The 13,841-nt window shown below is 68.5% G+C and carries 11 protein-coding genes; 7 read left to right on the top strand and 4 right to left on the bottom strand.

All coding sequences use genetic code 11. The features are described 5' to 3' along the window. Positions 1-111: 111 nt before the first annotated feature. The 4 genes from AC1PLR_RS13885 to xopAW all read left to right on the top strand — a co-directional run bounded on the left by AC1PLR_RS13885 (position 112) and on the right by xopAW (position 3,192). Positions 112-444 (top strand): ComEA family DNA-binding protein, encoded by a 333-nt coding sequence (locus tag AC1PLR_RS13885; protein WP_010344081.1) that lies wholly within the window; start codon positions 112-114, stop codon positions 442-444. Positions 445-696: 252 nt separating this feature from the next. Beyond that, entirely contained in the window at positions 697-1,293 is a 597-nt protein-coding gene (locus AC1PLR_RS13880) for a HutD/Ves family protein (protein WP_481101360.1), read from the top strand. A gap of 117 nt (positions 1,294-1,410) precedes the next feature. Next, complete coding sequence (locus tag AC1PLR_RS13875; RefSeq protein ID WP_481101359.1) at positions 1,411-2,118, top strand: response regulator transcription factor; 708 nt, start codon at positions 1,411-1,413, stop codon at positions 2,116-2,118. A 330-nt stretch (positions 2,119-2,448) separates the two neighbouring features. Continuing rightward, on the top strand, positions 2,449-3,192 hold the full coding sequence (gene xopAW / locus AC1PLR_RS13870) for a XopAW family type III secretion system calcium-binding effector (RefSeq protein ID WP_481101358.1): 744 nt from the start codon (positions 2,449-2,451) through the stop codon (positions 3,190-3,192). A gap of 302 nt (positions 3,193-3,494) precedes the next feature. Here the strand turns inward: xopAW and AC1PLR_RS13865 are convergent, their stop codons facing one another. The 4 genes from AC1PLR_RS13865 to AC1PLR_RS13850 form a co-directional block, all read right to left on the bottom strand. Beyond that, positions 3,495-4,469: an FAD:protein FMN transferase gene (locus AC1PLR_RS13865; RefSeq protein ID WP_481101357.1), complete on the bottom strand. Its 975-nt coding sequence runs from the start codon at positions 4,467-4,469 to the stop codon at positions 3,495-3,497. Positions 4,470-4,569: 100 nt separating this feature from the next. After that, positions 4,570-5,262, bottom strand: coding sequence for a Fe2+-dependent dioxygenase (locus AC1PLR_RS13860; RefSeq protein ID WP_371181519.1), 693 nt, complete (start codon positions 5,260-5,262; stop codon positions 4,570-4,572). Between the two features lie 63 nt (positions 5,263-5,325). Continuing rightward, complete coding sequence (locus AC1PLR_RS13855) at positions 5,326-7,620, bottom strand: catecholate siderophore receptor Fiu (RefSeq protein ID WP_481101356.1); 2,295 nt, start codon at positions 7,618-7,620, stop codon at positions 5,326-5,328. Between the two features lie 625 nt (positions 7,621-8,245). Continuing rightward, complete coding sequence (locus AC1PLR_RS13850) at positions 8,246-9,742, bottom strand: aminotransferase class III-fold pyridoxal phosphate-dependent enzyme (RefSeq protein ID WP_481101355.1); 1,497 nt, start codon at positions 9,740-9,742, stop codon at positions 8,246-8,248. A gap of 128 nt (positions 9,743-9,870) precedes the next feature. On the opposite strand from AC1PLR_RS13850, the gene AC1PLR_RS13845 reads away from it, so the two are divergent. The 3 genes from AC1PLR_RS13845 (at position 9,871) to AC1PLR_RS13835 (ending at position 13,678) form a co-directional block, all read left to right on the top strand. Then, on the top strand, positions 9,871-10,302 hold the full coding sequence (locus AC1PLR_RS13845) for an Lrp/AsnC family transcriptional regulator (protein ID WP_010344072.1): 432 nt from the start codon (positions 9,871-9,873) through the stop codon (positions 10,300-10,302). 140 nt (positions 10,303-10,442) lie between these two features. Next, positions 10,443-11,492 (top strand): tRNA preQ1(34) S-adenosylmethionine ribosyltransferase-isomerase QueA, encoded by a 1,050-nt coding sequence (queA, locus tag AC1PLR_RS13840; RefSeq protein ID WP_481101354.1) that lies wholly within the window; start codon positions 10,443-10,445, stop codon positions 11,490-11,492. A gap of 257 nt (positions 11,493-11,749) precedes the next feature. Then, complete coding sequence (locus tag AC1PLR_RS13835; protein ID WP_481101353.1) at positions 11,750-13,678, top strand: S8/S53 family peptidase; 1,929 nt, start codon at positions 11,750-11,752, stop codon at positions 13,676-13,678. Positions 13,679-13,841: the final 163 nt, after the last annotated feature.

The following is a 13,841-nucleotide window of genomic DNA, read 5'->3' as shown; positions in this document are numbered from 1 at the left end:
GCTGTTTGTGACGCGCTCCGACGATAGGCTGTACCCATGTGGCGAGCGATGCTGACCACGCCGGCAGGAAAGGCCGGCGAAGTCCCCATCCAAGTCACAAGGAGCGTTGCCATGCAGTCTTTTATCGTGGTCCTGAAGTCGCTGGTCGTTGCCCTGATGCTGTCCGGTTCCGCGCTCGCCGCGGACAAGGTCAACATCAACTCCGCTGGAGCGGAGGAAATCGACCAGGTGTTGGTGAACGTGGGAGCCGCCAAGGCTCAGGCGATCGTCGACTACCGACAGGCGCACGGACCTTTCAAGAGCGCCGAGGAACTGGCACTGGTGAAGGGCATCGGGCTCAAGACGGTCGAGCGGAACCGCGACCGGATCGATGTGGGCGCCACGAAGGCACCCGCGCCGACAGCCGCCAAGCAGGCAGCTGCCAAGCCGGTGGAAAGGCGTTAAAGGGATTTGCAACGAAAGGATAGGGCCGGCGCTGGATGCGCGGCCGCAGCCTCACTGAGCAGGACGCGAAGGGGGAAGGCAGGAAGCCGACATGGAGGTACATCGTCGCCCGGCGTTGCACAGTGACGTGCAGCCGGGCGATGTTTTTTTTGGGGCCATGGCGCGTCTTGCGTTGCCCCCGCGTCCCCGCGGGCGGGCCGGGGGACCGGCGCCGTTGCCGCGATCGTGCAGAATGCGCGGATGGATGGGTGCATGCTGCCTGCGCGGGTCATTCCCGCCAACGAGTATCGCCGCGAACGCTGGCGCAACGGCCTGGGCTGGACCCGGGAGATCCTGCGGCTGCCGGCGGTCGGCGACGACTGGCTGCTGCGCCTGTCCATCGCCGAGATCGAGCAGGACGCCGCCTTTTCGCCCTTTCCCGGGATCGATCGCGAACTGATCCTGCTGCGTGGCAACGGCGTGCGCCTGCGCTTCGACGACGGCGAGGAGCAGGTGCTGCAGGACCCGTGCGCGCGCCTGCGCTTCGCCGGCGAGCGGCCGCTGCGCGGCGAGTTGCTTGACGGGCCGACCCACGATTTCAACCTCATGTGGCGACGCGACCGGCTACGCACGCAACTGCTGCACCGGCCGCTGGTCGGGCCGATGCTGTTCTTCGCCGAACCCGGTGTCGCCTGGGCCGTTCATCTTCTGGCAGGGCAAGCGCAGTTCGATGCGGCCAGCGGACTGCCGCCACTGGCGGCCGGCGACAGTGCCTGGTTGGCCGCCGATGCCAGGCGCCGCTTCGCTTTGAGCGGGGGTGGGGAGTTGCTGGCGATGCGCATCGAGACCTTGGCGACCCCCGCCGACTGAGCCTGCGACGCCGTGCGCGCGGGTCTTGCGGCGTCGGCGCCGACCGCGTCCAATGCGCGGACGCGGCCACCCGGGCCGAACAGCGGAAGCCGACAGGTGGTCTCGGATAACAGGTGGATGGCGAAAATTCTGGTGGCGGACGCGGACGCGGCCTTGCGCGACCGGATCCGCGGTTACCTGGCCTGTTTCAACCTGCAGACCCACGACGCCGACAGCGCGCCGCAGCTGCAGGCGCAACTGGCGGCCGGGCATTACGACGCCGTGGTGCTCGATGCCGGCCTCGACGGCGCCGAGGGCCTGCGCATGTGCCGGCATCTGCGCGACCGCGGCGACATCGCCATCGTGATGATGGCTGATCGCGCCGAGCCGGTGGACCGGGTGATCGGGCTGGATCTGGGCGCGGACGACTTCCTGGTGCGGCCGCCCGACCTGCGCGAACTGGTGGCGCGGCTCAATGCGGTGTTGCGCCGGATCCGTGCCACGCAGCCGCCGCCGGCGGCGCATGGCGGCTGGCAGGTCGATGCCGCGCGTCACCAGGCGGTGGCGCCGGACGGGCGGACGATTCCGCTGTCGCCCGGCGAACTGCGGTTGATGGCGGTCTTCCTCGAGCAGCCCGGCGAGGTGCTCACGCGCGAGACGCTGCGCACTGCACTGGGCGATGGCGAGGCCAGCGCCGCGGCGGGCAGCCGCGGCATCGATCTGCAGGTCTCGCGGTTGCGCCAGAAGCTCGGCGACGACCCGCTGGTGCCGCAATGGATCCGCACCGTGCGCGGCAAGGGGTATCTGTTCGAGCCGCATCAGGTGGGGGCGCCCGCCGTCCGCTGAGCGCGGGCCAGCCTGGCCGCGTGCCCACAGCGGCGTGCCCGGTCCTGCCGGACCTGCGTTCCACCCCGCAGCGTTGCTGCCTCACCGATGGCCGGCCTCGTTGGCCTAGGCATGCGCCGGTGCGCGGTGCCGCGCGACATCAGCCGCTGGCACGCCCGCCCGGCACGCTGGATGTGAATTCAGCGTGTGTTTCAGTTCTGATACAAAGCCGATATCTTGCTGACAACCCATGCCTCGACACTGCTGGCGTCGGGTTGACCCGTCGGAGCAGCCATGACCGCAGCGATCGCTGCATTCCACGACTGCACTTCATGACACTAGGGGGTTCGCATGATCAGCAGCATCAGCAGTGGCAGTTCGGCCTATGCTGCCAGCCGCTTCAGTACGGCCAGCAGTGCGTCTGCGCAAACGACGCAAACCGCGGAGCAGAATCCGCTGCAGAAATTGTTCAAGAGCATCGACAGCGACAACGACGGCAGCCTCAGCAGTTCCGAGTTGAGCGCGGCGCTGAAGTCCAGCGAAAGCGACAGCAGTTCCAGCATCGACATCGATGGCCTGATGAGCATGCTGGACCAGGACGGTGGCGGTACCGTCAGCGAGAGCGAGTTCTCCCAGGCCCTGGCGCCGCCGCCGCCTCCGCAGGGCGGTGTCGACAAGGACGCCAAGTCGATCCTGAGCAGCCTGGATACCGATGGCGACGGCGTCATCAGCAGCAAGGAGTTGAGCGCCGCCGCTAATGGCAGCGACAGCAGCGACCTGTTCGCCAAGCTCGACAGCGACAAGGACGGGGGCATCAGCCTGCAGGAACTGAAGAGCGGCATGCGCCCGATGGGGCCGCCGCCGCCGCGGGGTGGCGAGGGCGGTGCCGGTGCCACTGCCGGTGCCAGCGGTGCCGACACCAGCGCCGCCAGCAGTTCGAGTTCCAGTTCTGCCAGCAGTTCCGATTCCAGTTCCGCCTCCAGTACCAGCAGCGCGCAGGATGCCTACGCATTGCTGCTCAAGTTGGCGTCGGACCAGTATCGCAGCTACGGCAGCAACGCCAGCGCGTCGACCTCGTTCTCGGTCGCCGCGTAACCGCGACGGTCCGCCTTCGCGGCGGACCGTGGCCATCGGCGCGCGACGCGCGCCTCCCGCGCGGCGCGAGGCGTAAGGCGGGTATCGCTGCCAAGCCTCCTGCCGCACGCGCATCCGGCCGGCATGTGGCCGCCCACTACGGTGCGCCGCCTGCGCTGTAGCCGAGATCGCGCGATCACGTCTTCGACACGCGATGGAGGCGGGATGCGATCGGTGCGGTCGGGGCGTCACTGCAGACAGCGGCGGCAGGCAGCGGGTGTGCGCTCACCCGTGCGAAAGCGGTCACCGCGACCGGCGCACGCTCATGCGTCGAGCAATGCGGCGAAGGCGCTGCTGAGCCGTTCCTGCACGCCGTCGGCGTGGCGCAGCAGGAAGCGCACCGCCAGCCCCTCGCGCTCGGCGCAGGCCAGTCCGGCCTCCACGCCAAGCACGCCCAATGCCGTGGCCCAGGCATCGGCGCGCATCGCATCGGCAGCCGCCACCGTGACCGCGGCCAGCGTCGCGGCGATCGGGCGGCCGCTGCGCGGGTCCAGCAGGTGTCCGTAGCGCCGGCCGTCCTGCTCGAAGTGGTGCCAGCGATCGCCGGACGTGGCCACCGCCAGGCCGTCGACCGCGAGCGCGCGTGGCGCCACGTTGCCACGCCGTTCCTCTGCAGGCGCAGCCTCGATCAGCACGCGCCACGCCTGTCCATCCGGCTTGCGGCCGTAGCCGTAGAGGTCGCCGCCGACCTCGACCAATGCGCTTTCCACGCCATGCGCACGCAGTGCCGCCGCCGCCAGGTCGACACCGTAGCCTTTGGCGATCGCCGACAGATCCAACTGCAGCCCGCCCGGCTGCTGCCAGCGGCCCGCGCCGTCGACGTGCAGCCGGCGCCAGTCGCCGGCGGCGCGGGCCTGTTGCAGTGCCACGGCGTCCGGCACCCGCCGATCGCCGGCCTCGGCGCCGAACCCCCACAGGCCGACCACGGCGCCGATGGTGGGGTCGAAGGCGCCGTCGCTGCGCTGCGCCACCTCCAGCGCGCAGCGCAGCACCGTGTCCAACGCGGCCGGCAAGGCGTGCCAGCTGTCGGCATCGGCACGGTTGTAGCGGACGAGATCAGACTGCGCGTCCCAGGTGCTCATCTGCGCGACCACCAGATCGAGCCGGGCCTGGATCGCGTCGCGCAGCACCGGTAGGTCATGCGCGCGCGGTGCGACCAGTTTGGCGCTCCAGTGCGTGCCCATGCTGCGGCCGTGCAGGGTGGCGATGCCGGCATTGGGGAGGGATGCGGCGGTCATGCGTCGACCACGCGCTGCGCTGCAATGCCGGGACGCTGGCACCCGGCGCTGCGCGTGCGCACGCTGGCGGTGCGGGCCGCGTCCGCGTCGCCGCGCACGCTCAGGTCTCCGACCAGTCGCGCAGCAGGTTGTGGTAGACGTTGGTCAGGCGCAGCAGCGCCGCCGCGTCCGCGCCGCTGGCGGTCAGCGCCTGGATCGCGGTGTCCAGATCGAACAACGTCTGCCGGCGGCCGGCGTCGCGCACCAGGCTCTGCACCCAGAAGAACGAAGCCAGCCGCGCGCCGCGGGTCACCGGCGCCACCCGGTGCAGGCTGCTGGACGGGTACAGGATCAGGTCGCCGGCGGGCAGCTTGACCTCGTGCTCGCCATAGGTGTCGTGGATCAGCAGTTCGCCGCCGTCGTACTCCTCCGGCGCACTGAGGAACAGCGTGCAGGACAGGTCGCTGCGCACGGTCAGCGCCGGCTGCGCGGCGGTGGCGGCCTGGGTCATCACCGCGCCATCGACGTGCAGGCCGTAGCTGCCGCCGCCGGCATAGCGATTGAAGCGCGGCGGGATGGTGCGCAACGGCAGCGCCGCGGCGAAGTACAGCGGGCTGCGCGCCAGCGCGCTCAGCACCGCCTGGCCGAGCTCCTGCTTCAGCGGCGAGGCATCGGCCAGTTGCAGGTTGCGCTTGACCTGCGCGCCCTGCGCGCCGACGGTTTCGCGGCCGTCCACCCAGTCGGCGGATGCCAGCGCCTGGCGGAACCGTGCGACCTCATCGGCGCTGAGGATGTCGGGAATGTGCAGCAGCATGCGACGCTCCGGCGGTGGACGCCCAGGATAGGGCGTCCACCGCGCATTGAAAGGCGCGGTCGGTCAGAACCGGACCTCGGCGGTCAGCAGCACCGAGCGCGGCGCGCCCGGCGTGTAGCGGAAGCCGCTCTTGTTGATCGCGGCGACGTAGTCCTTGTCGAACAGGTTGTAGGCGTTCAGGCGCAGCGCCAGGTGGTCGTTGACCGGGTAGCTCAACACCGCATCCCACACCGTGTACGATTTCACGAACGCCGGCGTGCCGACCGCGCCGTCGCGCCCGCGCTTCATCTCGCCCGAGTAGCGCACGCCACCGCCGACGGTCAGTCCGAACGGCAAGGTGTAGGTGGTCCAGGCGGTGAACGCGCTGTCCGGCGTGTAGGCCAGGTCCTGGCTGCCGTCCTGCGAGACCGTCGTGCCTTGCCGCACCCGCGCGTCCAGCTTGGTGTAGCCGCTGGACACGGACCAGCGCTCGGTCAGCTTGCCCACCGCCGACAGTTCGACGCCTTGCACGCGCTTTGCGCCGCTCTGGTAGTACAGCCCGTCGCTGCTCTGCACGATCTCGTTGTTCACGTCGGTGCGGAACAGCGCCAGCGTCGCGAACAGCGCATCGTCGAGGAAATTCCACTTCGTGCCGACCTCGGCGGTCTTGGCCTTCTGCGGATCGAAGCGCGGATTGTTGGCGTTGTTGGCCGAGGCGCTCAGTTCCAGTGTGCTGCCGCCGGGCGGCTGCTGCGAGGTGGCGAAGTTCGCGTACACGCTCACGTCCTCGTTGGCCTTGTAGACCGCGCCGAGTTTCCAGCTGAACAGCGTGTCGGCGATGTCGGTGTCCAGGCCGACCACGGTGGTGCAGGGCGCGGCGGTGGAGGTGGCGGAGGTGCACACCAGGCTGTCGAAGTCGGTCTTGTAGCGGTCCGCGCGCACCCCGGCGGTGACCAGGAAACTCTCGCCGAACTTCAGCGTGTCGAACGCATACGCCGAGTAGGTGGTGGTTGTGCCGTGGCTGCGCGCGCCGTTGCGTGCGGTGCGCAGCTGCGTTGTGTTCCAGTCCGGCGCATACAGGTTGGCCGGATTGGCCGCCAGCCAGGCCGCACGGTCGACGAGGTTGTGCCCCCAACTGCGCAGTTCCTCGCGCGAGGCTTCCACGCCGGTGCTCAGGTTGTGCCGTACCGCGCCGGTGGCGAAGTCCACACGCAGGTTCAACTGGTCGGCGAGGATGGTGTACTGCTGGTCCTTGAAGGTCGGCAGGCTGCGCAGCACCGTCCAGGTCGATGCATCGGCCGGATTCGGCGTGCGCAGGTTGGCGGCGTTGGGCATGAATGCGAACAGCAGGTAATCCTGTTCGTTGCGGCCCCAGCGCGCGGTATTGGTCAGCTTGACCGTGTCGGAGACGTCGTGCTCGATGCGGAAGGTGGCCATCTTCGCGGTCACGTCGTCGTGGTCGGCGCGGGTGCCGTAGAAGTTGCTGCTGTCCACGCGCGCGGCGCCGCCGAGCCACGGCCGTGTGGGATCGGGCGAACTGTAGCCGGGCAGCCCGATCGTCGGCACGCCGCCATCGGGCACGTTGTCCTGCTTCACGTACAGCAGGTCGAGCAGGTAGCGGGTGTCGGTGCCGAGGCCGAACGCCAGCGACGAGGCCAGGCCCCAGCGCTTGTTGGCGACATGGTCGCGGCCGATGGCGTCGCTGTTCTGGCCCATCACGTTCACCCGCAGCGCGCTGCTGGCGCCCAGGGCCTGGTTCCAGTCCGCGGTCGCGCGGCGCTGGCCATGATCGCCACCGGACAGGGTGGCGCTGCTGGCGTTGTCCAAGTGCGCCTGCTTGCTCACCAGGTTGATCGCGCCGGTCGGCGCACTGCGGCCGTTGTCGGTGCCGGCCGGACCCTTCTCGACCTCGATCTGCTCGATGTTGAACACGTCGCGCGAGATCGAGCCGAGGTCGCGCAGCCCGTCGACGAAGATGCTGCTGGAACTGTCGAAGCCGCGCATGTAGATCGCATCGCCGGTGCTGGTGTTGCCGTTCTCACCGACGTAGAACGTGCCCACGCCGGGGCTGTTGCGCAGCGCTTCGGTGAGGGTGGTGGCGCCCTGTTCGTTGAACAGGTCCTTGCCGATGATGTTGAGGGTCTGCGGGGTATCGATCAGCGGCTGGGTGAACTTCGGCGAATCCGGCACTTCCACCAGGTAGCGCTTGGCGCGCTGGGCCTGCACGTCGACCTTGTCCAGGGTGGTGGGCTGGTCGCCGGTCTCCGCATGCGCGGGGGAGAGCAGGCTCAGCCCGCCGAGCAGCACGGCGGTGCTGAGGGTCGGTGCGGCGACCTGGCGGGTCACGGTGTGTTTGCGGCGCTTGATCGGAGAGGTCATGGGCGGTTCGGTGGCAGGATGAAGGGCGCCCGATCGCGTGCGCCGTCGTCCGTGCTGGGAGCGACGACGGCTCGGTCGGGCCGTTGGCCGAAGGGGTGTCTGCCGCGGATGCGCTGCAGGCAGGGCGTTCATTTTCCATGCAAATGCGAATTGTTTGCAATATCTTTTGTGGTTGGCGCCGATCCGCGATTGCTTGCATGCCGCCAGCACACACAAAAGGCGTGTTCCGTTGGCCTAGGCGGACCATCGGTAGATGGCGAAGGGTGGGGGCGGGGTTCGTCGTTTGGACGGAGCCGCCGAGCGCGCGATGCGAGCGCCGTGGCTGCGTGAAAGTCCGAGGCGAAGGATCAGAAATGAGCGCCGCTGTCAGGCAGCGCATGTACCTGGGGATGGCCTGGTGCCGACGGTGCATCGGCGCGGCCGGGCCGTCGCACGACATCCGCGGTATGCACGGCCACGCAGCGCTGCGCCGTGCCCGCTCCGGTACCGCGATGGTGTTTCTTGCGCCGTTGACGACGAGGCCCGGCCGGTACGGCGTATGCCGGCCGGCCAATGAAAACACACGCCGATGCGTGCGCGATCTGGCTCCTGCGGCGCCGGCGTGCCGGCGCCGTCAGCGGGGGTGTTAGGCCGCCGCGGCCTGGGCGACGCGCGGGCCTTCGCGCAGGGCACGGCCGATCAGCCCGACCAGCAGGTCTAGCTCGTCGCTATCCATCGCGAAGTGCGGGGTGAAGCGCAGCGAATTCTCGCCACCGTGGATCACGTTGACGCCGTGCTGGCGCAGCCACTCCTCGGTGGAGCCGGCGCCGTAGCACTTGTACTGCGGGGCCAGTGCGCAGGAGAACAGCAGGCCAGTGCCCTGCACCTGGGTGATGGCGCCGCCGAGCTCGGCCTTGAGCTTCTCCAGCTTCTGCACCGCTTCGGCGCCGCGCTCGCGGATGTTGGCGCGCACCTGCGGGGTCAGTTGCGCCAGGGTCGCGGTCGCCACGTCCAGCGCGCGCGGATTGCTGGTCATGGTGTTGCCGTAGGTGCCCTTGCGGTACACCTGCGCCGCGTGCTCGGTCACCGCCAGCACCGACAGCGGGTACTGCGCGGCGTTGAGCGCCTTCGAATAGGTTTCCAGGTCCGGCGGGTCGAGCTGCTCGAAGCCGGGATAGTCCACCACCGACAGCACGCCGTGCGCGCGCAGCCCGGCCTGGATCGAGTCGACCAGCAGCAGGCTGCCGTGAGTGCGGGTCAGTTCGCGCGCAGCGGCGTAGAACGCCGGCGGCAGCGCGCGGCCGGGATCGCCTTCGCCCATCACCGGCTCCAGGAACACCGCCTCGATGAAGCAATTGTGCTGCTCGGCCTCGGCGAAGGCGCGGCGCAGCGCCTCCACGTCGTAGGGCGCGATGGCGATCAGCGCATCGTCGCCGCGGTAGCTGGCCAGATGCTGCAGATAGGTCTTGCGGCTGGAGTCGGAGTACATGCCGGGCCGGTCGGTGCGGCCGTGGAAGCTGCCCTTGACCACCAGACGCTTGATCTTCGCGCCGGCATGGCGCGCGCCCGGGTCGGTCTGCAGCTTGGCGTTGATGTCGACGATGCGCGCGGCCAGGCCCACCGCTTCGGAGCCGGAGTTGAGGCACATGAAGCGGGCGTACGGGCAGCCGCCGCGGCGGTGGCCGATCTCCGCGCGCAGCGCGCGCTCGAAGCGCAGCTGCGACAGGTTGGGGGTCATCACGTTGGCCATCACCTGCGGCCGTGTCATCGCCTCCAGCACCGCCTCCGGGGTGTGGCCGAAGCCGAGCATGCCGTAGCCGCCGGCGTCGTACAGCACAGCGCCCTTCAGGGTCACCACCCACGGGCCGCGCGCGCTCAGCGCCACGTAGGGAGTCACCGCGTCGTCGGCGTAGAAATTGACGAACCCGGCCTGCAGGCGGCGGATCTGCTCGGCCTCGTCCAGGTCCAGCAACTCGCCGAATTCGGCAGCGATGCGCGCGTAGTCGTCGCCTGCCGCCTCGATCGCCGCGCGCAGTGCCGGATGCGACGTCGCCAGGCGTTCGATGCTGGCGTCGTCCAGGCCATGGGTCAGGCGGTCGCCGGCATGGGCACGGAGCGGGGCGAGGGGGCCGAGTACGGTCATGGGCGATCTCCTGAAGGCGGGCTGTCTGGTGACGATCCTGTCTATTATCGGGACAGGATCGTCGAATGGCAGCGTGAATCCGTGCAGGAATTGACGCAATTTCGTCGATTCGACGAAAATACGTGGCCATGAAGATCACCGCCTCCGACGACGCCCTGCTGTCGCTGCTGCGCGAGGATGCGCGCGCCTCCACCGCTCAGATCGCCCGCCGCCTCGGCCTGTCGCGCACCACGGTACAGAGCCGGATCGAGCGCCTGGAGCGCGAGGGGGTGATCTGCGGCTACACCGTGCGCACCCGCGACGACTACGAACAGGGGCACATCCGCGCGCATATCCTGATCACCGTGCTGCCGAAGAAGATGACCTCGGTGGTCAAGGCGCTGCGCGAGATCGACGCGGTGCGCGTGCTGCATTCGGTCAGCGGCTCCTTCGACCTGATCGCGCTGGGCGTGGTGCCGGGCGTCAACGACATGGACGAACTGACCGACCGCATCGGCGCGCTGGACGGGGTGGAGCGCACCACTTCGTCAATCATTCTGTCCACCAAGTTCGAGCGCTGAGGGGCCGGGATTGGGGATTCGGGATTGGGGATTGGCAAGAGCGCGGCGATCCCGCTTTTGCTTCAACGAATCCCCAATCCCGAATCCCCAATCCCGGCGCCGCTACAATATTCGGCCCTGCTCTCGATCGTCCCGGCGCCGTGAAAAAGTCCGATTTCCACTACGACCTGCCTGAAGACCTGATCGCGCAGGAGCCGCTGGCCGAGCGCTCGGCCAGCCGGCTGCTGCTGGTACCGCCGGCACCGGCGCCCTTCGCCGATCGGCATGTGCGCGATCTGCCTGAGTTGCTGCGTGCCGGCGACCTGCTGATCTTCAACGACACGCGGGTGATCCCGGCGCGGCTGTTCGGGCAGAAGAGCACCGGCGGGCGGGTCGAGATCCTGATCGAACGGCTGCTCGGCGGCCAGCGCGCGCGGGCGCAACTGGGCGTGAGCAAGTCGCCCAAGGCCGGCGCACGCATCGCCCTGGATGCCGGCGGCGAGGCCGAGGTGCTGGGCCGCGATGGCGAGTTCTACCAGTTGCAGTTCCATGTGGACGGCGCGCTGGAGCACTGGCTGCAGCAGGCGGGGCGGTTGCCGTTGCCGCCTTACATCCGCCGCGAGCCGGGCCTGGACGACCGCGAGCGCTACCAGACCGTGTTCGCGCGCGAGGCCGGTGCGGTCGCCGCGCCGACCGCCGGGCTGCATTTCGACGCGCCCTTGCTGCAGGCGCTGCAGCAGCGCGGGGTCGAGGTCGGGCACGTGACCCTGCATGTCGGCGCCGGCACCTTCCAGCCGGTGCGGGTGGAGGCGCTGGAGCAGCACCAGATGCACCGCGAGTGGCTCAATGTCGGTGCAAGCCTGGTCGAGCAGGTGCGGCGCACGCGTGCGGCCGGCGGCCGCGTGATCGCGGTCGGGACCACGGTGGTGCGCGCGCTGGAAAGCGCGTCCAAGGACGGCGAACTGCATCCGTTCGCCGGCGAGACGCAGATATTCATCCTGCCCGGCTACCGCATCCGCAGCGTCGACGCGATGGTGACCAACTTCCATCTGCCCGAGAGCACGCTGCTGATGATGGTCTCGGCCTTCGCCGGCCGCGAGCGCATCTTCTCCGCCTACCGCCACGCCATCGCCCAGCGCTACCGCTTCTTCAGCTACGGCGACGCGATGCTGCTGTGGAGTAGCGAGACACCGCCAGAGCGCGTCGGATAATGCGTCGCGTCGCCGCGCCCGCACACGGGCGCGCTGCGGCGCCTCGCGCCCTGGATCTGCGGATGCCAGGCAGCGTGCATGCGCGCAGGATTGCGTCATCGCATCGCGACCTCGGTGCCACTCCCGATCGCCTTGCCGACGCTGCCGCAGCGATGCGACACATGCGCGGACTGTGATGCGCGGCGTGCAGCGTCTGCCTGAGTAGACGATGCCGCATATGCGGTAGGGGAGCTGCGCATGCCTCTCGTCCTTGATGGGTGGAACCCCTGTTCCGGTGCCCCGATGAGCGGGGCATCCCCCAGTCAAAGGATGAGTCCATGAAGAAGACATCGACCGAACTGCTGCTGGCCGCGCTGCTGGCCAGCCTGGCCGTCGCCTCCGCGCACGCGCAGCCGCAAGCGGCCGGCGGCGGCAAGTTCCCGGCCAAGCGCATGCTGCAGGAAGCGACCATGCCGCGCACCGATGCGCAGGGGCGGCGCCTGTACGCGATCGACCTCAACCCGTTCGTGCTGCAGGAGACCACGCGCCTGTACGCCAAGTCCCGTCCTTCGGACTACCGCACGCTGGATCCGGCGATCCGCGCGCACGAGAACAGCACCGGCATGGTCCACTTCGCCGACCAGATCGCGCAGTTGCCGGGGGTGAAGATCGAGCGGGTGCTGTCGACGGTCTCCAGCACCGTCTATGCCTGGATGCCGGAGCGCACCGCGGCGCAACTGCTCAAGGCCGACTGGGTGGTGTCGGTGCGCGGGGTCGAGGCGGCGCACGCCACGTTCTCGGCCGCGGGCGACATCGTCAATGGTGGTGAGATCACGTCGTGGGCATTGCCGTATACGCAGACCAACGATGGGGTCACCACCTCCAATCCGTTCTATCTGATCGATCAGTTGCTGAGCAACCCAGGGCAGGAGCTCAATGTGGTGTATCAGCAGGATCCCCAGGGCAACTTCTATCCTGGAGACCACAGTACGGCGATCGCGGGTCTGGTGGGGGGCAAGCAAAACGGCCAGTTCGTGCGCGGCATCAATCCGGGACAGCCGATCAAGGCCTTCGGCGTGACTGATCTCAAGGAGGAGACCGTCTCGGCTGTGCTCAATTCGGCCGTACGCTACGCCGAATCGGTCGGCGATTTCGCGGTTCTGAACATGTCGTTCAATATGCCGCCTGGACTGACCAATTTCCTTCAGGCGAATCGAAGCGGCGGGCGCCGGATGCGCGCCGCCAGCAATCGCTTCTTCATAACCGAATCTGCAGGAAACGCCTACACCGATGGACTTCTGCCACTGGAGAAAGACGCCTGCCAATTGTCTTTCGGCTACTACGAGCCAGCGGCCGGCAGTCAGCCCGCCAAATGGCATGCGAAAGACATGGACGGCATCGTCGTAGTAGGTGGCCTGCAACGCGACGGTTCGCGCTTCACCGGCGCGCAAAACGGTCCGCGCTGGGCCGATGGCAATGGAGACTCCTATGCCCGAGGTTCGAGCGCTGGTCCATGCGTCGAGGCGTGGGCGCCTGCGCATGAGATTACCAACCTGATGTCCACGTGGGAAACCGAAGCGGTCTCCGGCACCTCGTTCGCCGCGCCGATCGTCGCCGCCATCGCCTCGCGCTACGGCAACACCCAGACCCGGCCGATCGAGCGCGAGGCCTACATCAAGGCCGGCCTGAGCAACACCGGCTTCAGTGCGCTCGATCTGCCGCTGCGCAAGGTGCAGTACGTGGCGCCTTCGTCGCTGACCTTGATCAAGCGCCTGCCGATCATCGGTGCGACCTCGCCGACCAATTCGGACAACCTGGCCTCGCTGTACGACGGCCGCTTCTTCAGCGACACGGATTACTGGAACGCACGCACCAACTGGGGCAGCGTCACCGTGAACCTGGGGCAGATGCGCAAGGTCACCGGCGTGCGCATCACCGTGCGCACCGCAGCCAGCGAAACCGCGGGCACGCCGCAGCCGATCGACTTCGCCGTCTCCGCGGGCCGTCACGGCGCGGTATTCGGCGGGAGCTCCAGTCCGGGGCCGGTGTACTTCGACAATCCGCAGTACTACACCGAGCCGGACCAGTCGGACGTGGCGCCGGTGTACATCGCCCTGGATGGCAGTGTCTCGCAGTACCTGAAGATCGAGGCCAACAATCTGTATTCGTGGCTGGCCTACTCGGAAATCGAGGTGTACGGCGAGTGAGCCGCGCAGGCGCCGCCGCCGATCGTGGCGGCGCCTGGCAACACCTTCGCGCTGCTGGTTGCGCCTAGGGCTGATGCGGTCGCGGTCTAATCGTGGCGAGAAGACCACTGTGCGCTATGTGCATTCAACTGCACTCGCGCTTCCGTTTGCACATCTTCGCCGT

It is taken from the genome of Xanthomonas sp. NCPPB 3570 (assembly GCF_056725115.1).
The sequence above is the reverse complement of the archived record's forward strand: the minus strand, read 5'-3'. Positions and strand labels throughout refer to the sequence as shown.